16 protein-coding genes are annotated in these 22,129 nt (G+C 43.5%); 8 read left to right on the forward strand and 8 right to left on the reverse strand.

Going from position 1 to position 22,129, the window contains the following annotated elements; translation table 11 throughout:
- Positions 1-56 precede the first annotated feature (56 nt).
- Entirely contained in the window at positions 57-1,232 is a 1,176-nt protein-coding gene (locus DUN60_RS19390; RefSeq protein ID WP_114635086.1) for an MFS transporter, read from the forward strand.
- Positions 1,233-1,506: 274 nt separating this feature from the next.
- Here the strand turns inward: DUN60_RS19390 and DUN60_RS19395 are convergent, their stop codons facing one another.
- From DUN60_RS19395 to DUN60_RS19405, 3 genes are all read right to left on the reverse strand, one after another.
- A complete protein-coding gene (locus DUN60_RS19395) occupies positions 1,507-4,263 on the reverse strand; it encodes an immune inhibitor A domain-containing protein (RefSeq protein WP_114635088.1) in 2,757 nt (918 codons plus the stop codon).
- A 55-nt stretch (positions 4,264-4,318) separates the two neighbouring features.
- Complete coding sequence (locus tag DUN60_RS19400; RefSeq protein WP_114635090.1) at positions 4,319-4,654, reverse strand: hypothetical protein; 336 nt, start codon at positions 4,652-4,654, stop codon at positions 4,319-4,321.
- A gap of 500 nt (positions 4,655-5,154) precedes the next feature.
- Positions 5,155-6,120 (reverse strand): hypothetical protein, encoded by a 966-nt coding sequence (locus tag DUN60_RS19405; protein WP_065207153.1) that lies wholly within the window; start codon positions 6,118-6,120, stop codon positions 5,155-5,157.
- Positions 6,121-6,273: 153 nt separating this feature from the next.
- Between DUN60_RS19405 and DUN60_RS19410 the strand changes: the two genes are divergently transcribed.
- The 3 genes from DUN60_RS19410 to DUN60_RS19420 all read left to right on the forward strand — a co-directional run bounded on the left by DUN60_RS19410 (position 6,274) and on the right by DUN60_RS19420 (position 9,314).
- Positions 6,274-6,741 carry an Lrp/AsnC family transcriptional regulator gene (locus tag DUN60_RS19410; protein WP_114635092.1) on the forward strand — a complete coding sequence of 156 codons (468 nt, stop codon included), beginning with the start codon at positions 6,274-6,276 and terminating at the stop codon, positions 6,739-6,741.
- A 187-nt stretch (positions 6,742-6,928) separates the two neighbouring features.
- Positions 6,929-8,491, forward strand: coding sequence for a methyl-accepting chemotaxis protein (locus DUN60_RS19415; protein WP_114635094.1), 1,563 nt, complete (start codon positions 6,929-6,931; stop codon positions 8,489-8,491).
- A 208-nt stretch (positions 8,492-8,699) separates the two neighbouring features.
- Entirely contained in the window at positions 8,700-9,314 is a 615-nt protein-coding gene (locus tag DUN60_RS19420; protein ID WP_114635096.1) for a hypothetical protein, read from the forward strand.
- A 131-nt stretch (positions 9,315-9,445) separates the two neighbouring features.
- On the opposite strand, the gene tkt is transcribed toward DUN60_RS19420, so the two are convergent.
- On the reverse strand, positions 9,446-11,437 hold the full coding sequence (tkt, locus tag DUN60_RS19425) for a transketolase (RefSeq protein WP_114635098.1): 1,992 nt from the start codon (positions 11,435-11,437) through the stop codon (positions 9,446-9,448).
- Between the two features lie 90 nt (positions 11,438-11,527).
- The gene (tal, locus tag DUN60_RS19430) at positions 11,528-12,478 is read right to left on the reverse strand and encodes a transaldolase (RefSeq protein WP_029222135.1); all 951 of its coding nucleotides are present in this window, start codon (positions 12,476-12,478) and stop codon (positions 11,528-11,530) included.
- A 459-nt stretch (positions 12,479-12,937) separates the two neighbouring features.
- Between tal and DUN60_RS19435 the strand changes: the two genes are divergently transcribed.
- On the forward strand, positions 12,938-13,942 hold the full coding sequence (locus DUN60_RS19435; protein ID WP_017075438.1) for a sugar-binding transcriptional regulator: 1,005 nt from the start codon (positions 12,938-12,940) through the stop codon (positions 13,940-13,942).
- A gap of 171 nt (positions 13,943-14,113) precedes the next feature.
- On the opposite strand, the gene DUN60_RS19440 is transcribed toward DUN60_RS19435, so the two are convergent.
- Positions 14,114-14,992 (reverse strand): LysR family transcriptional regulator, encoded by an 879-nt coding sequence (locus DUN60_RS19440; RefSeq protein ID WP_114635100.1) that lies wholly within the window; start codon positions 14,990-14,992, stop codon positions 14,114-14,116.
- 98 nt (positions 14,993-15,090) lie between these two features.
- On the opposite strand from DUN60_RS19440, the gene DUN60_RS19445 reads away from it, so the two are divergent.
- From DUN60_RS19445 to DUN60_RS19455, 3 genes are read left to right on the forward strand one after another with little or no spacing between them, the layout of a single operon-like run.
- Positions 15,091-16,155 (forward strand): HlyD family secretion protein, encoded by a 1,065-nt coding sequence (locus DUN60_RS19445; RefSeq protein ID WP_054545650.1) that lies wholly within the window; start codon positions 15,091-15,093, stop codon positions 16,153-16,155.
- Positions 16,156-16,164: 9 nt separating this feature from the next.
- Positions 16,165-17,211 (forward strand): DUF2955 domain-containing protein, encoded by a 1,047-nt coding sequence (locus DUN60_RS19450; RefSeq protein ID WP_054545649.1) that lies wholly within the window; start codon positions 16,165-16,167, stop codon positions 17,209-17,211.
- Positions 17,201-18,391, forward strand: a complete 1,191-nt coding sequence (locus DUN60_RS19455; protein ID WP_054545648.1) for a patatin-like phospholipase family protein — start codon at positions 17,201-17,203, stop codon at positions 18,389-18,391. Before DUN60_RS19450 ends, DUN60_RS19455 begins: the two co-directional genes overlap by 11 nt.
- 125 nt (positions 18,392-18,516) lie before the next feature.
- Here DUN60_RS19455 and DUN60_RS19460 read toward each other — a convergent pair whose 3' ends face one another.
- Together DUN60_RS19460 and DUN60_RS19465 are read right to left on the reverse strand one after the other, a co-directional pair.
- Positions 18,517-20,808, reverse strand: a complete 2,292-nt coding sequence (locus DUN60_RS19460; protein WP_114635102.1) for a putative bifunctional diguanylate cyclase/phosphodiesterase — start codon at positions 20,806-20,808, stop codon at positions 18,517-18,519.
- 394 nt (positions 20,809-21,202) lie between these two features.
- Positions 21,203-22,051, reverse strand: coding sequence for a sulfurtransferase (locus DUN60_RS19465; protein ID WP_114635104.1), 849 nt, complete (start codon positions 22,049-22,051; stop codon positions 21,203-21,205).
- Between the last annotated feature and the right edge of the window lie 78 nt (positions 22,052-22,129).

The following is a 22,129-nucleotide window of genomic DNA, read 5'->3' on the forward strand; positions in this document are numbered from 1 at the left end:
CGACTTTGTTGATTATTTGGTCTATTGACCAACAGTGCTCATATTTAGGAACGAAGATGAATAGAAATGTTTGGCTGCTCTCACTGTGTCAGGCCTTGTTGATGACGGGTAATATATTACTGATCTCGGTGATTGGCTTGATCGGTAAGCAGATTGCGCCCAGTGTCAGCATGATTACCTTGCCGGTTGCACTGCAGTTTTTGGGTTTAATGGCAGCCACTATTCCTGCGTCTCTAATTTCAGGCAAGTTAGGGAGGAAGCGAGGATTTAGCATTGGTAATGTGGTTGGCATTACAGGGGCTAGCCTTGCGACTTACGCACTGTCTCAGCAAAATTTCTATCTGTTTTGTTTCGCCACGTTCTTACTTGGGATAGGCATAGGTTTTGGCACGCTTTATCGCTTTGCTGCTATCGAAGTGTGTGACGAAAATGCGCGCCACCGTGCGATTTCAATATCAATGGCTGGTGGAGTGTTAGCGGCGGTACTCGGGCCTAACTTAGCGATAATGTCTCAACAATGGTCAGCAGATGGCTTGTACATTGGTGCTTTTGCTTCTTTGATTGGGTTGAACATTCTTGCGTTACTCATTTTACAAACCATTCAGTTTCCTAAAGTCTCTTTTAATAGTCAGGCTCCCAAAGCCGATCCTTTAGGTGTGATCGTTAAAGCGCCGAACTTTATTGGTGCGGTCTTTGCAGCCATGGTTGCTTACGCTGTAATGAACATTTTGATGACTGCAACGCCATTGGCAATGATTGGCTGTGGTTTTGACTTTACTAAAGCTGCTGGCGTGATTGAGTGGCACGTGTTGGGGATGTTTGTACCTGCATTTTTTACCGGATCACTTATCGAGAAGTTTGGCTCAAGAATGATGATCTTGGCGGGCGGGATTCTGTTCGTCGTCTGTATCGCGATTAACATTCATGGCGAATCTATCTGGCACTTCAGAGCTGCTCTAGTTGTGCTTGGTGTGGGTTGGAACTTCATGTTTATCGCGGCAACAGGTTTGTTTAGTCAGTCCTACCAATCGCAGAATAAAGCTAAGGCACAAGCGTTTAATGAATTTATTGTCTTTGGCTGTGTGACTATTACAGCGATGCTCTCTGGCTGGCTAGAATCGACCGCAGGGTGGCAGAACCTCAACATCTACGTATTACCATTCGTGTTAGCTGTTATCTTGCTGTTCGTATTTAGTGCTCGTAAATCGCGTATTCAAAAGCAGCCTGTGTAATGGCTCATCGAATGGTGGTTCAGTAAATTCGTTACTGTGATTAGAACCCTAGTATCTCGAACTGCGACCAATAAAAAGCCCTACCAAATCGGTAGGGCTTTTGCTTACGGCTTAAATAATAACGTTTCCTTAAAACTGCTGTCTTGGCTCATGCTCGAAGACAACAGTGCTTAAGCTTGCTTGTAAGTACGTGTGATAGAGCCGCGTACTTATTTTTATGGTCTATCGTTTAAAACCTAAAACCTAAAACCTAAAACCTAAGACCTAAGATGAGCTACAGGTCGACCAAAATTGTCTTAGTCGTAATCCCACCTTGGTCATCGATTATCTTCAGGGTCACCTCGTGCTTTCCGTATGAAGGGAAGATAGAAGTGAATGTGCGACCTCGTTTCACCTTTCCGTTTGGAAGTGTCCACTCGGTATCAACAATACGACCATCGCTATCTGAACTTGTTGACCACATGGTTACCCAACGACCTAAGTGAATGTACTTTGCACTTGCTTCTGGAAGGGCGTTTGGAGATTCAACACTCACTACGGAGCTGAATGAATCGGTAGCACCTTTGTCGTCAACAACAGTCAAGCTCACCGTGTATTCACCGGCTTGTTCGTAAGACCAAGTTGGTGCCACTTCGTTACTTGTTGTGCCGTTGCCAAAGTCCCATAGATAACTGGTGATCTCGCCATCTTGGTCAGAACTGAAGTTACGTGCAGACACGTTCAGGCCAGTAACATTAAGCTCAAAGTTCGCAGTAGGGGCGACGTTGTGTTGGCTTACTTTCGATAAGCGAACCACGCCGTATTCGTTGTTGTCACTCTGATTCACAATATCAACGGCTAAACCAAACTCCGTCAGGATACGTCCTGAATCAGGCGCTTGAGGAGACGTGTAGTCTTGGTCGTCAGAGAAGCTAGCGTTACCAAGCAAACTGGTATCTTCAAGTACATCATTGTCGCTGTTCACAAGACGCATTGGGGTATGATCTTTGAGTGAGAACGCAGCATCACGAACTTGGTAACGAGTTTGAGCGACTTCACCAGATTTTTCCCAAGTCATGGCATTCTGGTCTGCATCGACCACACCTAACCAACCTTCACCTGGGTGTTTGCCTACCCAGTTATCAGTCAGTGACTCGTCTACGTACCAAATGATCAAACCCGGATCGAATGAGATAAGTTGCCCCATACGTTTGATGTTGGCTAGGCCTTCATCAACATCCATGTGGCTACGCCATTGCAGCAGGTAGTAGTGTTGCGCTTGGTGGAATCCATTGCTCAGCTTGTAGCCATTTAGGGCGAAGGTGGAGTTGCTTTCACCATCGTCTATTGAGGTCACTTCACCATCCACGACCACACTGAGGTTATCCAAATAGAAGCCTTCCATCGCTAAGCCACCATCGGTGATGTACTCAAATGACAGTTCTACTTCTTGGCCTACCCATTGTGAAACGTCAAACTCAGCGTCAATCCACCCGCCAGATTCGCCGCCAATAGCAGGAACGAGGCCAGTATTGTATGGGTCATCCATTGAGGTGATGTTGCCAGCTATTGCTTGTCCGTTGATTAGCACGCGAGCGAAGTCGTAGTCTTTCTCAATTTCAAACCACGTTTTGAACGAAAGCAATGCAGAATCACCGGCTGGAATCACAAACTTGCGTGTCATGCTGTTTTTCAGGTCATCGCCTTTTTGAGAGTGGAATGAATACTCACCAGCAAACGGTTTTAAACCTTCGATCTGTTTTTCTGGAAGGTCCACTTTAATCATGTTCGGACGGCTGTTATCCGTCGTTTGGAACAGCGTATAAACCTGTGGGTTGTCTTCTAGGTCATCAATCGAGATTTGATCATCGTTAACCCAACGACCGCCAATCGATTTTTGTAAGAAGTGTTTTGCCCAAGAGCTGAATGCTGTTGGTTGTGTGCCACCGATTTGACCAGCCCAGCTGCCTGAGGACATGATTGACCAGTAAGATACTGGTTCACCCTTGCCTGTGTATTGTGTGTCGTATTCGTCTGGCAGACCTAAATCATGGCCATACTCGTGAGCACAGACACCCGCTGCCGCGTCAATCGGTTGAATGGTGTAATCAAATGCTGCGTATTGGCCACCAAAGCGGTCAGGAAGAGAGCTAGAGGTGCCTTCAAGCACATGTGTGCGACCAAGGTTGAATCGGTGAGACCAGATAGCATCTGGGCCTAATACGCCACCACCGGCTTCTTCGCCAACAGATGCGTGGAACACCATTAGGTGATCAATCACACCATCGGGCTCACGGAAGTTTCCGTCACCGTCGTAATCGTAACGATCTTCGATGTCGTAATCGGCAAGGTTGATACTCGGATCTTGAGCCAGTTGATTTAGCGCTTCGCGAACCAGTTCTTGTGCGTTGAGATCGTTGTCGGTCGTCGGGGAGTTACCACCATAGAAAGACGCAGGCTTAGAGGCGCGATACCAACCAGCAGCTTGACCTGCAACGCTGTAACTGTCACCCGATTCGCTTTGGTAATACTGACGCATCGAGATTAGGTTTTCGCCGTTTGGCCCTGTGTAGCCAGAGTTTGAAAACAGCAACTCTTGATAATGTTCTGGGTTGTAGCTCTCGTAGAGCATTTGGGTGTGCTCTTCGGTCAGCTTGTTGTCATCCCAGTTCAAATCAGGGAAATCCACCAATAGAGCCAGTACTTTATCGGTACGCTTGGTGCCGACTTCCAAAGCAAAGACGCTGGCCTTTTTAACGCCAGCTCCTTTCTCAATGGCTTTGAGTATTTTCGCTCGTTGCTCAAGTGCTTTTTTACCGAATTGAGCGTCGCCTTTAAAACCGGAATTGATCTTATTTTTTAAGTAACGGTCAAGTGCGTCGTGTTTTGCCACATCGGTTGCATCTTGGTCGACTAAGCCTTGTCTAACTAGCATTTCAATGAGTTTGTATTCATTAACAACGCCTAAATCAATAGGTGTTTTTGCATAACTACTGACGCTAAATAGAGTAAGCATTGCTGAAGCCAACAATGTTTTTCTCATCATTTTCATTGTATTTCCTTTTTATATTTCCATGTCGATATCAGTATCAACTGCCTTATTCGAATCAGTTGTCCGAGTCTGGCCTAATACACTCTTGTGGTGTCTTATTTAACTGACGTGTGTTTGCTGTATGTTTCGTACTTTCTATCTCTTTTATACTTTCTATTTCTTTTGTCTTGGTTGTCTCTTTTCTATTTTTTGAATCAAACGGAGTGCTCTTTACTTTCTTGGCGTTTAGATAGATACGCAAAGCTTCTTGATTGCCCTCATAGGTTAAGCTAGGACAGATAACGCCTCGTTCAATCAATGACTTCAGCAATAGTTCGTCGTTCTCAATAGTGGAAGCCTGTGACAGTGAGGAAAAAATGAGAACCATTAAAGCCATTGTTTTGTGTGACATTCTTATATCAAGCCATCAGTTTTGATTATGTAACAAAATATATTTATAAAATTAACCAATCAAATGAATAATCATTACAAATCATTATTCGTTCCGGTTTCAACATTAAGAGTTAATATCAAATAAGGATGGTTATTTATTTTATTGTCAGCTATTTAATGGGTTTTTTTGAATGAATAGCTGATAGTTTGGATTTTTAATAACATTGGTTGGTAAGTGTTTATTATCTTGAGACCGCTTTATACAAGGTGTGGGGTGATAAATAATAAGATACGTTTTTTATTATCGGTGTTTAAAAATTGCATTTAATAATTGAGTGTTTAGTAACTACCCATACTGAAATTATTTTCACTCTAAATATCAATAATTGGGGTGTTGAGAATGATTTTCAGTGTTTCAAGGGCGTGAAATTTAACAATAGCGGAGGTGATATGAGCACCAAGTCGTAAAAAAGAGCCCGTATTTGAGCTCTTTTCCTTTTATTCTCGTTGGCGATTTACTTATGACTGAGAGACATCACGATAAAAATAACGTTCACAAGTACGTGGATTCATGCGCTTAATGACGTTTGATATTAAGGCGATAACCAGCACTGAGAATACTAACCTTCCCCAAAATATGGTGTAAAAATCAGCCCCAATTAACATGATCAAAAGTGTATCTTCAATCAAACTGTGGAGTAGATTGAGCAGCATGATTGCAGTGAATACATCCCTCGCCGAGATATGTCCCTTTTTAGCTTCATTGATCAATAAGCCGCCGCCAAACGAAAGACCAAGCGTGATTCCAATAATGGTTAGGTTAGTCGCGTCTTTGCTGATTCCGAGTAGTCTCAAGAATGGTCTTAACAATATTGCCATGAGCTTTTCAACGCCTAGAATTTTTAAAATCTTGAGTAGCAGTAATAGTGCTGATATCACCATGAAGATAACGGCAAAGCTCTTTAGCTGCTCAATAGCCCATCCAAGATAGCTCGTGTCTCCAGATACTTCAGGCTGCCAAAGCACGGTTGCTGGGTAGTTGAGCAAATCCCCGTATTGATAACTGAGATTGAGTAACCATGCCAGCACCAAGCTACCACCGACTCTCACTGATAGGGTAGCCAGCCAACTCACACCCGCCTTTTTAGCTATTGCACCCTCAATCGGTAATGAATGCGCTAGTAGCATCATGCTGCCTAAAACCGAGGCTTGAGCAACCGTTAAGGGAGCATCGGAATTAATAAGAATAATCAGCCCCGCATAGATGTTAGTGAGTATGGTTGTTGCCCATACCAAGCCCATTTCTTTCGGTAATCCGACGCTTTCCATTATTGGGCTTAGCCATTCGCTAAGAATTACGACGCCGCCAAGTTCTTCAACGACCTTTATCACGATGATGATTGGAATCATGATTCGGAAAAGAGTCGAGGTGACATCGAAAATCTCTCTGAGGAGTTCTTTAAAAAATTGATAGATTGATTTCATAGTTACGACCATGGTTCGATTGTTTGGAATGAGAAGATCTTACCTTGATTATTGTGATGGTTATTTCAAAATCTATATCAATATTCGACTGCAATTTTTTATTTGTCGTAGTATTCGAAATTATTGGTCACGAAATTAGAGCTTTGAGAAATTATGGAAATTGATCGTATAGATAGGAATATTCTCGTTGAACTGCAGAAGAACAACCGAATCCCAAACCTCACATTGGCTGAGATGGTTGGGTTATCGCCTCCGGCTTGCTTAAAGCGAGTGAAACGATTGAGAGAGGAAGGCGTGATTGTGAATGATGTGTCTATCATCAACCCAGAACTTACAGGCAGTAAGATGACTTTGGTTGTGTCCGTAGAAATGGAACGAGACCGAGGGGATATTTATCAGATCTTTCGCCATTCTATTTCGAAGGCGTCAGAGGTCACGCAGTGCTATCAGATATCGGGCAGTTTTGACTTCATGTTGATTGTCACGGTCAAAGACATTCAAGCCTACGAAGATTTTGTTGAACGAGTACTGCGCAAAGATTTAAACATTCGCAAGTTCCATACCTCTGTTTCTATGAGAACCGTGAAATTTACCACTGCAGTTAACTTAGATGAGTCATGACCGCTAATTTGAGTAGAGAAGAGAAGAGAAGAGAAAAGACGTGAAGCTCTGAGCTTTGTGAGGTGTCAGGCGTATTTTTGTATAAATAGCAGGCATTTACATAAAATGTGACGTTCACATTTTGTCATAACTTTAATAATTGTATATATTCCTCGCCTAAAACAATAATTAACAAAAGTTAATATAAATGACTGTCAGTTCATCTTCTCAATCTCGTGAAACGCTTCTAAGCGAAAACGAACAACTTGTCTCGACTACCGACCTTAAAGGTGTGATTACTTACAGTAATGATGCTTTTTGTCGCATCGCAGAATACAGCCAACAAGAATTGCTAGGGCAACATCACAATATCGTGAGGCACAATGATATGCCCAAAGCGGCTTTTGCCGATATGTGGGTTAACCTAAAGCAGGGTAAAGCGTGGCGCGGTATCGTAAAAAATAAAACCCAATCTGGTGGTTACTACTGGGTTGATGCTTACGTTACCCCTATTTATGATGGCGGGAAGGTGAGTGGCTACCAATCGGTTCGTGTTAAGCCTAAAAACGAATGGGTACAAGTCGCGGATAAGGCTTACCAAAGCTTATTGAAGGCTGAGAAGTCGGGGCGTCAATGGTCGTTACAGATCAGTGACAGTGTTCGTTACGCAGTGTTACTCGGTTCTTTAGCAGCCCCTTTGATTTCAAACCTAATCGAAGTAGGGCAAGTATCGCAATGGTTATTGAGCTTACTTCCTGTTTCCGCATTAGCATTGCTTTTCCGACAAGAGCTCATTGATACTCCATTGCAGTTAAAAAAGCTGCAATCTAAATTCGATAGTGTCAGTCGCCTTGTCTATTCAGGCAATAGTCAGTTCTCTGTTGCCGATTTTCACTTAAAATTATTGTCTGCAAGAATCCGCACGGTACTAGGTCGCATGACAGACTCAGCCAAGCCACTACAGGATTTGGCGGACAACCTGAATGCCACGTCATTTGAAGTATCAGAAGCCTTAGACCAACAAACAAAAGATATCCTTCAAGTACGAGAGGCGACTGAAGAGGTTGAAGTAACCGCGAATGAGGTCTCTTCTCGTACAGAAGAAGCGCACCAGATTGTTGATGTGACTTTGCAAACCTGTGCTGGCGCTAAAGAGAGTATTAATCAAACCCATCTAAATTTAGAAAGCTTAGCTTCACAGGCTGAAAAGGCGACTCAAACGACTTACCAATTGAGCGACCAAGCGCAGAGCGTAAGCAAGATAATGGAAGAGATTGGTGGAATCGCCGAACAGACCAACTTGTTGGCACTAAACGCAGCAATTGAAGCGGCTAGAGCGGGCGAGCAAGGACGAGGCTTTGCGGTGGTTGCCGACGAAGTACGTGCGCTATCGGGTCGCACGTCAAAGGCGACGGTTCAGATCAAAGAGAGTATCGACACCATGCTAGCGACGATTGAAGGCTGGCAAAAGGATATTCTGGCGAACCGAGAGCAAACGGACGCGTGTGGTGATGTGGCGAAGGTGAGTGCAGAGCGCTTGTCTGAAGTCGAAACTTTAATGCAATCGATGAACGATTTGATGCAGTCGGTTGAAAGCTCCGCGCATAAACAGCGTCAGCTATCGAGTGATGTAAACCTGCATATGCAGTCTATCGCGTCGACCGCCGAGCAAAACTTAGTGGCAACGCATTCCGTGAAAGATCACTCCACTGAGCTAAAAGAGCAAGTGAATGAGTTCTATCACTTGGCGAAGCGCTTCGAAGAGAAATAACCGTTAAAGACAAGCTGAATGAGAGATAAGAGAAAGCCTTGCGAAATTTGCAGGGCTTTTTTATAAGTTAGTATTATCGGTTTGTAAATCTTTGAAACAAAAATAGAACACCGTTCAATTACCGTTGAGTTACACTTCTAACATCCTAATCAAATTTTGAGTTACCGAGATGCGCCCCCTTATTTTTACCGTTTTTTGTTTCAGTCTTATGAGTTTCCCAAGCTTAGCTTCAAAGGGTTCTCACTATCTCTATACGGGATATCAGAATACACGAGTCAGTGACGATGGCTTTCAAGATTACTTTGAAGGTTCTTACAATAACTCAGGCAGTAAGCAACTTTACGGCGGCTATTTCGGGGGGAATTATGCTGTAACGGATTCTCTGTTTGTTGGTTTCGACTCTTCGAAGACCACACGATCTTCAACGACTTTGTCCGATATGTCTATTCAATTGGGTTGGTACCAGTCGATCACTCAACAGGTTGAACTGTACGCTTCTGTAGGCGTTAACTGGGTGAAACCTAAGAGACGCTCTTCGTGCCGAAATGATAGCATTCTTGACCCATGTAACAGGGAAACCAGTAAAAACTACGATGAAGGGTTTATCGGTGAAGTAGGCTCTGTGGTTTCGATTAACGAACGTTGGTCGCTACAACCGTTTTACAGTTATACAGATACCTATGAACATGGTTTAAATAGCTTGGGGGTTGTTAGTTCGGTTAAGATTATCTCATGGCTTGCCGTTGATGCAGGTTATGACTACACCTATAGCAAAAACCTAAAGCAAAACACCGTTAGAGTCGGTGCGCGGTTTAGCTTCTAGTCTCTAACAGATAACAGATAACAGATAACAGACAACAGATAACAGCCAACAGATACAAAAAAGCCCCGCATTTTTATACGGGGCTTTCAGTATGCATCAACCCATTTAAGGGTGAGGCAATTTAATCAAGACTAAGCAAGAATCTCTTTCGCTGTGTTTACTACGTTTTCAGTAGTGAAACCAAACATCTTGAATAGCTCGCCTGCTGGTGCAGATTCGCCGAACGTTGTCATGCCGATGATCTTGCCACCGAAGCCAACGTACTTGTACCAGAAGTCAGCGATGCCAGCTTCTACTGCGATACGTGCTGTTACGTCAGCTGGAAGCACAGACTCACGGTATTCAGCGTCTTGCTTATCGAAAGCGTCAGTTGCAGGCATAGATACTACGCGCACCGCTTTACCTTCAGCTGTTAGTTCAGCAGCAGCGCTAACCGCTAGCTCAACTTCAGAACCCGTTGCAATGATGATTAGCTCTGGCTTGCCAGCACAATCTTTCAGGATGTAACCACCCTTAGCGATGTTTGCTACTTGCTCAGCGTCACGATCTTGTTGTGCTAGGTTTTGACGAGAGAAGATAAGTGCAGAAGGACCATCTTTACGCTCGATTGCCAGTTTCCAAGCAACAGCAGACTCAACTTGGTCACATGGGCGCCATGTGCTCATGTTTGGAGTCAGACGTAGAGATGCGATCTGCTCAACCGGTTGGTGAGTTGGACCATCTTCGCCAAGACCGATAGAGTCATGTGTGTAAACTTGGATGTTCTGAGTTTTCATCAGAGCAGCCATACGCATTGCGTTACGCGCGTATTCCATAAACATTAGGAACGTTGCGCCGTATGGTACGAAACCACCGTGCAGAGCGATACCGTTCATGATAGCCGTCATACCGAATTCACGTACACCGTAGTGGATGTAGTTACCAGAGAAATCATTTGCTTCAAGAGACTTAGAACCAGACCACATAGTCAGGTTAGAAGGCGCAAGGTCAGCAGAGCCGCCCATGAATTCAGGTAGCATAGCACCGAACGCTTCTAGAGCATTTTGAGATGCTTTACGTGATGCGATGTTTGCTGGGTTAGCTTGAAGGTCAGCAATGATTGCGTTTGCTTTCTCTTCCCATTCAGCAGGAAGATCACCGTTTACGCGGCGTTTGAATTCAGCTGCCAGCTCAGGGTATGCTGCTTCATAAGCTGCAAGTTTCTCGTTCCACGCTGCTTCCTTAGCTGCGCCTGCTTCTTTCGCATCCCACTCTGAGTAAACTTCCGACGGAATTTCAAAAGGACCGTGCTCCCAACCTAGTTGCTTACGAGTTGCTGCGATTTCGTCAGCGCCTAATGGTGCACCGTGACAGTCGTGCGTACCTGCTTTGTTTGGAGAACCAAAGCCGATTACTGTTTTAGTACAGATTAGAGTCGGACGAGGATCCGCTTTAGCTGCTTCGATAGCCGCGTTGATAGCGTCAGCATCGTGACCATCAACTGCTGGGATTACGTGCCAGCCGTAAGCTTCAAAACGCTTAGGTGTATCGTCAGAGAACCAACCTTCAACTTCGCCATCGATAGAGATGCCGTTGTCATCCCAGAAAGCAACCAGCTTACCAAGACCTAGCGTACCCGCTAGAGAACATGCTTCGTGAGAGATACCTTCCATCAGACAGCCATCACCCATGAATGCATAAGTGTAGTGGTCTACGATGTCGTGGCCTTCTTTGTTGAACTGTGCTGCTAGCGCTTTCTCAGCCATCGCCATACCAACAGCGTTAGTGATGCCTTGACCTAGAGGACCAGTCGTTGTTTCGATACCTGGTGCGTAGCCGTACTCTGGGTGACCTGGAGTCTTAGAGTGCAGTTGACGGAAGTTCTTAAGGTCTTCAATTGAAAGCTCGTAACCTGCTAGGTGAAGCAGAGAGTAAATCAGCATAGAGCCGTGGCCGTTAGACAGGATAAAACGGTCGCGGTCAGCCCATTCTGGGTTTGACGGGTTGTGGTTTAGGTGAGAGCGCCAAAGTACTTCAGCGATGTCAGCCATACCCATAGGTGCGCCAGGGTGACCAGAGTTTGCTTGTTGTACGCCGTCCATGCTTAGAGCACGGATCGCGTTAGCTAGATGTTTGCGGTTCATAATTGCTTCCAAAATTGATTCGAAATTAAAAATTCGTGGATAGATGTAAAAGAGGAACGAAATTCGTTCCTCTTATTTATTCGGTAGTGATTACAGCTTAGCTGCGATCATGTCTTCTAGTTTGCCTTGGTCAACGGCGAAGTTACGGATGCCTTCAGCTAGCTTCTCTACAGCCATTGGGTCTTGGTTGTGATCCCATAGGAACTCAGCGTGAGTCATTGCAGCAGGACGCTCTTTAGTACCGTTAGAGTCGATTAGCTTTTCTACTACTTCGCCTTCAGCTGCTTCTAGGTCAGCTAGAAGTTGAGGAGCGATAGTTAGACGGTCACAACCAGCAAGTTCAAGGATCTCGCCGATGTTACGGAAGCTTGCGCCCATAACAACAGTCTTGTAGCCGTGCTCTTTGTAGTAGTTGTAGATCTCTGAAACAGAGATTACGCCTGGATCTTCTGAAGCTTCGAAATCACGGCCTTCTTTCGCTTTGTACCAGTCCATGATGCGACCAACGAAAGGAGAGATAAGGAATACGCCAGCTTCAGCACAAGCGCGAGCTTGAGCGAAAGAGAATAGAAGCGTTAGGTTACAGTTGATGCCTTCTTTCTCTAGGATTTCAGCAGCACGGATGCCTTCCCAAGTAGAAGCCAGTTTGATAAGGATGCGGTCGTTAGTGATGCCAGCGTCGTTGTACATTTTGATAAGTTGACGAGCTTTAGCAACGCTGCCTTCCATGTCGTAAGAAAGACGAGCATCTACTTCAGTAGAGATACGGCCAGGTACAACGTTAAGGATTTCTTTACCGATGTTCACGTTAAGCATGTCACAAGTGTCTTGAACTTGTTGTGCTTTATCAGCGCTTTGCGCTTTAGCGTATTCGATAGAAGCATCGATTAGAGGTGCGTACTCAGCAATTTGAGCGGCTTTAAGAATTAGAGATGGGTTAGTTGTTGCATCTTCCGGAGTGTACTTGCTGATAGCTTCGATATCGCCAGTGTCAGCTACAACAGTTGTTAGTTTACGAAGTTGCTCTAATTTATTGCTCATTTTGATCATCCTATGTATCGCAGAACACCTCTTTAATGGGAGAGGTGTGGGCATTTGCAAGCGAACTAATGAAGTTCCTCATGGTTGTACCAGTGAGCCTAACTTACATTAATTTAAATTTTTCTCCGAACGAACATTTGCACAGAACATTTGTTCGCTCGATGAGTAAATGATGTAGCCATATTTATCCGATCTAGCCCCAAAGTCAACGGTAAATAGTGCCGTATGGTGACTTCAGTCAAATATATTTCGCTCTAGTAATCATGGGGTATGCAAGCAAACGTTTAACGAACAAAGTGAGGTGAATTAATCAACAACGAAACTATGGTTATGACGCTGAGCAAATGTTCCTTGTTGTTACATATGTTCAGGGTGTAAGCTTGTGTATCACTTACTGAGCTCTCCTATATTAGGAAGTACAGCAGGTAAAATAATTGTTAAATATTGGTTGAGTGGTATATGAGTAAGAATATCCAAGATGTTTCCGAAGAAAACACTGATCTCCTCACTGAAGTAGCCGTTGCTTACTATCAAGATGGTGCCACCCAGGAAGAGATCTCTAAAAAGTTCTCTATCTCTCGTGCAAAGGTTGGTCGAATGCTCAAGCAAGCCCGCGATGAAGGGATTGTCGAGATCACCGTGAAATACCACCCAGTATTCAGCGCGAAGATCGAACAACGTTTGATCGAACGATTTGGTGTTAAGCGTGCACTTGTTGCATTAGACCAACCGAATGAAGAGAAGCAACGACTGCAAGTGGCTGGTTTAGTCTCTAACTATCTGACGAGCACCTTAAAAAACGGCATGGTAGTCACGGTTGGCCAAGGTCGAAACGTATCGTCTGTTGCTCACCATACTGGCGTAATTACCCCACGTGACTGTAAATTCGTATGTGGTATCGGCGGCATTCACCCAAGAGGCGGTATGTTTAACGCCGACCATATATGCAGACAGCTAGCTAAGAAGTACGGCGGATCATCTGAAACCTTGTACGCGCCTGCTTATGCTGAAAACAAAGCACAAAAATCCGCGTTCATGGAAAACAGTACTGTTAAGCAAACACTCGATCTAGCTCGTAAAGCGGATGTCGCATTAGTGGGTATCGGTGATATGAGTGAAAACAGCTATATGGTCGACTTAGGCTGGTTTACCGCGGGTGAGGTAGTACAGTCTCGTTTACTACAAGGTGTCGTCGGTGACTTTGCGGGTTATGACTTTTTCGACGTTCACGGTAAAGCTGCAAATACAGTAATGAGTGACCGTGTGATTGGTTTGGCCTTGGAAGAGTTCCGTCCTATCGCTGATGTAATCGCCATCGCTGCCGAGAACAGTAAGCCATTAGCTCTATTAGGTGCGTTAAGAACTGGAGTGGTTGACGTGATTGCGACCAGTGTAAGTAATGCATTAACGGTACTTAACTTGGATGAGCAAATGAAGCATGTTGAACTGATTGATAAAAACTAAAGAGAAGACAAAGGAGATATACTTTATTGTCCTATCCCTTGTTGTTCTTACGAAAATGAGCTTCATTCGTTACTAAAACGGGAATCTATCTAGGTTCCTGTTTTGCATTTCTGTTTATAATTTAGATGTAAAACACTGATAAAATTAACTTTATTATAGTCAGGGAGACCTCTAACCTATTGAAATACTCTGTTCTAAATTGAGCTTGAATAAGTCGATAAAGGAACGGGTCTTTTTTGATAAAGAATTGGCAGACGGGTAGAGCATAGTTAAGCTCAATTTTGGGAAAACAACATCGGGTAATACATGTACTAGGCTCGAATCGTCAACCGAACGTGTCAGGTATATATCAGGTAGAAAAGCAATACCGCGGTGTTGTAAGGCTAACTTGAGTAAGAGGTTTAGGTCATCAGATTTTAAGTGTATTTTAATGGACTTATCAAGAAAGTCTGCACTGTATCTATTGGATAAAATGCGATGGAGTTTTAGGTCATTTAACGTATCACAGAATGGGTGAGATTCTAGGTATTTTTTGGTTGCTACGAGCCGAGATCCGTACTGCAGTAAGTTAAACTGAATATAACTATCATCAATGACTTCAACAACATTAGGTAGTATTTGTAGATCAAAACCATATCGTTTTAAATCTACACTGTCTTGGTGATTTTCAATTTCTATTTGTACGTTGGGAAATTGTGCTGAGTAGTCGTCAATAGTTGAGTTAAAGATGCTTGAGCTCATCAAAGCCGAAGGAATCGCAAGACGTAAAAGACCATTAAAATCTCTCTGGCTCTCCTGTAAAGCTTCTACTCCTTGTTCGATATGATAAACCTGCTTAGCCACCAATTCGTAAAAATGTCTCCCAGATTCTGTCAATTCAATATTGCGTGTCGTGCGAATAAGCAACTCTGAACCCAACGAAAATTCTAAAGCTTTTAGGCGACGACTGACCTTGGAACGCTGCATATCGTTTGCTTTAGCTGCAGCACTTATTCCGCCATGAAGTACGACTTGTGAAAAAAGTCGGATATCGTCAAAATTTGCTTTCATTGTTCTATTTTTAGCTCAAATGGGGGCTTTTTATGAGCATACCAGAATGACCTTGTTATGACTATAATTGCACAAAATCTTTAGGCTTAGGATAAATCATGCAGCAAAAGCAAGTATTTCAACGCGTCATGAAAATTTTGGGTAGCGTGTTTATTGTCTCGTTTGTGTATTTAATTGTCGCTGATCGTCGAGCTCCTTTTACGACAGAGGGACGTGTTTATGGTCAAGTTGTGCAAGTCGCGCCTGAAGTGACTAGCAGGGTCACAGAAGTCCTCGTCAAAAACAACGAAGCGGTAGAAAAGGACGATATCTTGTTTGTTCTTGACCCTGGTAAATATGTTATAGCACTAGAGCAAGCTGAACTCGCATTGAAAGCAGCTCAAGAGCAGGAAAGATCTCTATACGCTCAAAAGAAGATGGCGATGGCCAGTATCTCCAGAGCTGAAGCAGGCTACGAAAACGCGCGTGCAGATTACCAACGAGTTGCTGAGCTTGCTAAGAGCCAAGCCGTATCAAAATCGAATTTGGATAATGTGTTCAAGCAGTATCAAGTGGCAAGTTCAGTTCTTGAAATTGAGCAACATCATCTTGGTACTTTAGTTGCGCGCCTAGGAGAGCCGGGTATACCAACAACAGATGTCTTGTTAGCTGAAAACCGTGTAAGACAAGCAAAGCTTGATTTGACTAATACGACGGTACGTTCACAAAGTGCGGGGGTAGTGACTAACTTGCGTTTAGAAGTTGGCGCAATGGCGAACGCGAATATGCCGCTGATTACCTTAATCTCTGACGGTTCTATGTGGGTCGCTGCAGACTTCAGAGAAAAATCAGTAGCTCACGTTCAAGAAAGTTATCGAGCGCTGGTTACGTTTGATGCTCATCCCGGGAAGATCTTTGACTACAGCGTAGCGAGTCGAGACTTAGGTGTCGCTTCTGGACACCAAAATCCAAATGGTACTTTGACTCAGATTGAAGGGAACAACCGTTGGGTACGAGATGCACAGCGCACTCGAATTAACCTACAAAGCGATGATGCACTGCCAAGCCCGTTATTCGTAGGTTCGCGCGCAACGCTTGCTTTATATTCAAACGACAACCGTTTTTGGCGATTCGTAGCAAAAACGCGTATCCGTTTGATTAGTTGGTTTCATTTCATCTATTAGGCGGTTGCGATGAAGACACTTCGAATATGGTTTGGTTGTTCTTTTGGTCTGGCTGTTAGTATGGCCATGGGTTGGGAGCTGGGTTTCTTGGCAATTTTGCTGCCTCTTTTTGTCCTTAGTATCAGCGATAGCTTGAACTTGCCATTGTTACTGATCATTTTCGTCAGTGCTATTTGGTCAATCATTCAGGCCAATGTGTTGTGGGGAGTATTAGGTAGCTATCCCCCTATTTTACTGACTGCTGTGGCCGTGATGTTCTTGTTTAAATGTATCGCCATGACAAAAAAGCAGACTTTTGTCGTCGGTTATATGGGCTTAATTGTTGTCTCTATATTACTGCATCTAAGTAGCTATGATTTTATCGATGTCGAGCAGATCTCTATTACTATTGGGGTTTATTGCTTATTGAATATTGTTATCTGTTCAATAGCGTATTGGCTCTTTCCTGATCCGATTTGTGATGAGCAATATCAGCAACGGCAAGAAGTACATCAACAACAGCAAGATCAACCCGCTGATAATCTGAAAGGTGAGGTAGAACTCCCTATTCAGTATGACGTCACGCAAATCATGGTGATTTGGGTTGTCGTGATGCTATCTTTTATTGTTTTCCAAGTCGTCGATCTGTATGACTCATCAGCGGCTTACGCATCAATATTGGTGATTTTAGCTCCTTTAACTTGTACTGGCGCGGTCGATATGGCCAAAGTGAGAGTGATTGGTACTGCCGCAGGATGTGCTGCAGGCTTAGTGGTGCAGTTAACATTAGGGCAATGGTACGAAAATGCATTTTTATACTGGCTTTTATTCACGATTGCGATGGGACCATTTTGTTATTGGCACACACAAGGCAAGCTCAAGTCGGCCTTAGCATCTTCTGCGATGGCTTCATTAACGGTGCCGTTGACAACCGTGCTTATTCCCGGTGAACAAGATGCCTTTTTCTCGATTTTATATCGATTTAGCTCTATTTTTATCGCAGTAGTGATCAGCGCTCTATTTATCTTATTGATGCAGAAAATACTCGAGTATAAGGTGGTAAATCGTGCTGTATAAGCCGCCTGAAAGAGACACTGCATTGATGACACCAAAACCTGCGTTGTTCATGATCGTAATATTCGTGTTGTTGGTATCGGGTTGCGCCTATACACCTGAACGTAACGTCTTATTAAATTCCGAGCAGTTAAACCCCTTAGACACGCCGGGTTTGAGGTTTTGGGATGAGTCCGTTATCTCGACTGATAATTACGACTTTAGTCACGCTATAGAATCTCTTGTTGAACACAGTAACAAGTCCGGGCAGGTAAACCATCTTGCGCTGTCAGGGGGTGGGTTTAATGGGGCTTTCTCCGCGGGCGTTTTGAACGCTTGGAGTGAGAGTGGAACTCGACCCGAATTTGATGTTGTTACAGGTGTATCAACGGGTGCGATTGTGTCGATATTTGCATTTTTAGGCAGTGAATACGATCAAAAACTGAAGGGTTACTATACGCGAACGACAGCCGATGAAATGTTTAAACGTAACTCAATTTTTCAGTTACCTTTTCGAAATTCAATGGTGGATGTTAGTGGTTTTGAATTCAAAGTCCGTGATGCTGTCGACGCTATAATGGTCAATCAACTTGCTGTTGAGAGAAGCAAAGGGCGGATATTACTTATCGCGACAACAAGCTTAGACAATGAAAAAATGGCGATTTGGGACGTTGGAAAAATTGCCCAGATCGGAACGCCTCAAGCCCAACAGTTGATACAAGATATCATTATTGCGAGCAGTGCCGTTCCTGGGCTATTCCCTGCCACTCGAATTACATTGCCATATCGAGGGGGAACGGTCGACGAATTGCATGTGGATGGAGGTGTTTCAAGGCAAGTCTTTCTTATTCCACAGGGTTTCCAAAAAACCTTTGTTCCCAAAAATATAGAAAAGAACATTTACGTTATACGTAATGGTTTTCTTAAACCTGAGTTTGAAGAGATAGAGAATGGCTTAACATCAGTTTCTTATCGTGCGTTATCAATATTGATTCGTCGTCAAAGTATCGGTGATATAGAGCATATTTATAACTACAGTGAGCGTAACCAAATTGGTTTTAATCTTGCCTATATCGATGATGATTTTTCGAAGGATGATCTAAGTTCATTCAGTTTAGAGTATGTGCAGAAATTGTATGACTATGGGTATCAAAAAACGCTAGATAGTGACTTATGGCGTAGAAACTTACCGAATCCAGGTTGAGTTATATTTGAATACCTCCATGCTTTTGAGGGGGCATGGCAGTAAATTCACTTTCTTGGTTCATTAGACTCTGAGGTCGTAATAGCCAGGGGTAGAAATAGTGGTGCTATTGGTTAACTTGCGGTTTATGCCAGTTCGACTTCCTTGACTGAGGCTGGAGATAAAAATTCGTACAACTCACCGTAAGGAATAGGACGAGAGAAGTAATAGCCTTGCATTAAGTCACATCCACATGCCTTTAGAATCGCGAAGTGCTCGTTCGATTCTACGCCTTCAGCCAATACCACCATGCCGAAATTCTTACCTATCGCGATGATGTTTTGAACCATGGTAAGAGACTGTTGATCGACTGAAATGTTCTCAATAAAGCTCTTATCGATTTTAAGCTCATCGATAGGGAGTGCTTTTAACATGCTTAGTGATGAATAGCCTGTACCGAAGTCATCTAAAGATATTTTAATATTCTTTTCGTGTAAGGCCTCAAAAATAGGTTTTACTATGTCTAAGTCTTCAATGAACAGGCTTTCAGTGATCTCTAATGTTAGACAACTTGCGGAGAGCTGATACCTCTCCAGCGTTGTAAATAAATGCTCAGAGAAAGATCGGTGAGAAAACTGTCGAACAGATATGTTGATCGAAAGCCCGATTTTTTGTTCCGTCGTTCGGTGCAAATGGGCGATCTGCATAATGCTGGACTCAATAATAAAAGTGCCGAGCTTTTGCATTAAGCCAGTGTTTTCAGCCACCGGTATAAAGACATCTGGTGGAACGAAACCCAGCTCGTCATCAATCCAGCGAACGAGTGCTTCTACACCGTGAATACTTTCATCAGCACGGACCAGTGGTTGGAAAACCATGAACAGAGTTTGTTTTTCGATCGCGATACGTAGCCTCTGTTCTACTTTCATTTTGTAGAGGTGAGCGTCTTGCATTTCTGTTGTAAAAATACTGTACGAGTTTTGCTGCTGCTTCGCTTTGTACATCGAAATGTCGGCAGAGCGTAACAGGCTATCTAAATCTTTTCCGTGTTCAGGAAAACGTGCTACGCCAATGCTGCAACCTAACAAGAACTGCGCGCTTTCGACTTCATAAGGTTGAGACAGCACTTCAATAATCCGCTTGGCGAGTCGTTTAATTTCAACTTCATTCGATAAAGGCGTTAAGAATAAAAACTCATCACTGGATTCGCGCACTAAAAGGCTGACTCGAGAGCGGAATCTCATCAAACGTAAAGCGATTTGCTTGAGCACCTTGTCACCGAAGTCGTGTCCGTGGGTATCGTTGACGCACTTGAAGTTATCGATATCGATGAACAATAGTGAGAACGACTCTGACTCATCTTCAATCCATTTACCAATGTTTCTACGCATGTATAAACGGTTGGGTAGAGAGGTTAACGGGTCATGATTCGCTTGGTAGATGAGTTGGCTTCGAGTGTGTTGTTCGTTTTTGGCAATCGATTTTACTAAAAAGTAGAAACCAAATTGAAGAAAAATAAAGGCAACAAAAAGAATGCCAAACTCTTTTACGAATATGACATCGACGTGCGATAGGTCTGTACGGCCGACCACCCAAAGCTTGTAGTCTGGAATGTATTTAGCGCTAACGAGCGAGTGGTATGTGTCGTCACTGATACTGAAAGAGTACGTGTCTTTACCGGTTTTTGCTTCTTTGACACTGACATTCACTTGTTCTAAAAAATTTTTGGTAATGCGTTTCATCAGGTCGTTAGCAACAGGTTTCAAATAGGCGTCAAGAGATTCGATGTCGCTAGAAAAGAACTGACGATAGTTGTCTGTTCTAAGCAGGGTTAACGTGTTGTAGCTACCTGCGTGTGCGTTGCTTTCGAATACGATCGTACTGTCCAAACGCAAACCCGCAGTCATGACTGCATCGACGTGCTTGCCATCGATTGAAATCGACTTTCTTAGCGGAATTACTAGGCTGTTAAGTGAGTCCTGGAAATAGGTACGTCCCAACACCATTTTTTCGCTAGACATGGCCTCGAGAAATGAATCTCTGGTGTATGAGTCGTTAAGCAAATTATGCTGATCGGATAGCTGTAGGTTCGAGCTAATTGCAAGGTAATCACCTTCAGGATTAAGTAACCCAAATGCGGCTATCGCGGGGTGAGTATCAAGTAGCTTATCTAATATTGGTCGAATCTGGATAGAAGCCGTGCGAGTAAAGTCAGATTGTTGGGCTAACTGGTGCCCAACAACTTCAAGTAGTGCTTCTTGGCTGGTCATCAGCGAGCTAACAGAGCTAGAAAAAAGTTCTACCTGAATGTGCTGTTGCTCAGTGAAATCGTCTCTGTTTGCTTGCCACTTACTTATGCCCAACACAGCGAAAAGTATCAGGGTAAGCAGTACGATCAGAACATACAGCGACCAGATATTTTTCTTAAATAGAGCCATGAGATGCCTTTTGTTAATTACTACTTAAACAGAGAGCAAGTGACAAACTAGTGGATTGTCAGCGTGATTCATGCAACGAAGGATACAAATATCAATAATGAAAGTATTAATGATTAAATAGTGTAACGACTACGAGCAGAGATTCTTGAGCGAAATATTAGTATTCAGAATTTTGATGACAAATAACCCATGGTTAATCACAGTTTATAGTTAGCAAACAGTCGTCGTTTATAGCAGTAACGCTAATCGAGCTCTGGCTTTAAGCGGAGGTAGCCGTTAGCTACAGAGTAAAAAGCTTACTCCATGAGGTTTTATTCTCACTGTGAATAAGCTTCTTATGCGCACGTAGTATGTTCTAGCAGTAAGATTAACAGTGGCACTAAGTGAAGTTTAATTACTTTTCAGTTATGGCGATAGGTAGCTTCTCGTTAGCGCCCCACTCAGTCCATGAGCCATCGTAAACGCCCATTTCACCTGTATAGCCAGCGAGTTTCGCGGCCAATAATATGATGCAGGCTGTTACTCCAGAGCCACAGCTAAAGAACATAGGTTGAGAAGGGGCGATCTCTATGGTGGAAAATATCTCAATTAACTCTTGTTGAGTTCTTAATTTGCCATCATTTAATACCTGAGCGAACGGTAAGCAAACTGAGTTTGGGATGTGGCCACTGCGTAAACCTTCACGTGGTTCAGGAACTTCTGAATCGAAGCGAGCTTGAGAACGCGCATCGACAATGTTTGCGCTCTTGTTAGTTGAGTAACTTTCAATCTGATGAGCACTTACAAAATAGTTGTCTTGAATATTGCCTTCAAAGTTGCCCGTTTTCACTTCGGTTCGATAGTCAGTCTCTGTCGCGTAACCGGCTTCGATCCACGCTGGTAAACCACCATCTAAGATGTATACGTTGTTGTGTCCCATTGCCATAAACATCCACCACGCACGGGGCGAAGCGAAGGTTCCGGCGTTATCGTAAACCACGATCGTACTGTCTTGATTGATGCCAATTTCTTGTGCACGTATGTTGAATTGTTTTTCTGTCGGGAACATGTGAGGAAGCAGAGTGTGCTTATTACAAAAGTCTTTGTCGTAATCAAAACGAATCGCGCCAGGAATCATTTGTCCTTTGATCTTTTCTGACTCACTTGGAATCTGAAATTCGATACTGGCGTCGAGGAGGATGATGTTGTCTTTTTCTAGCAAACGTTGTTGAAGTTGTTCTGGTGAGATGAGTGGCTGATTCATTATTGTTATATCCATTCTTGTTGTTATAGCGATTCTTATTGTTAGAGAGATCACTGCTGTTTTAGCGAATACCGTGTT

It is taken from the genome of Vibrio splendidus, from assembly GCF_003345295.1.
Taxonomy (GTDB): domain Bacteria; phylum Pseudomonadota; class Gammaproteobacteria; order Enterobacterales; family Vibrionaceae; genus Vibrio; species Vibrio splendidus_K.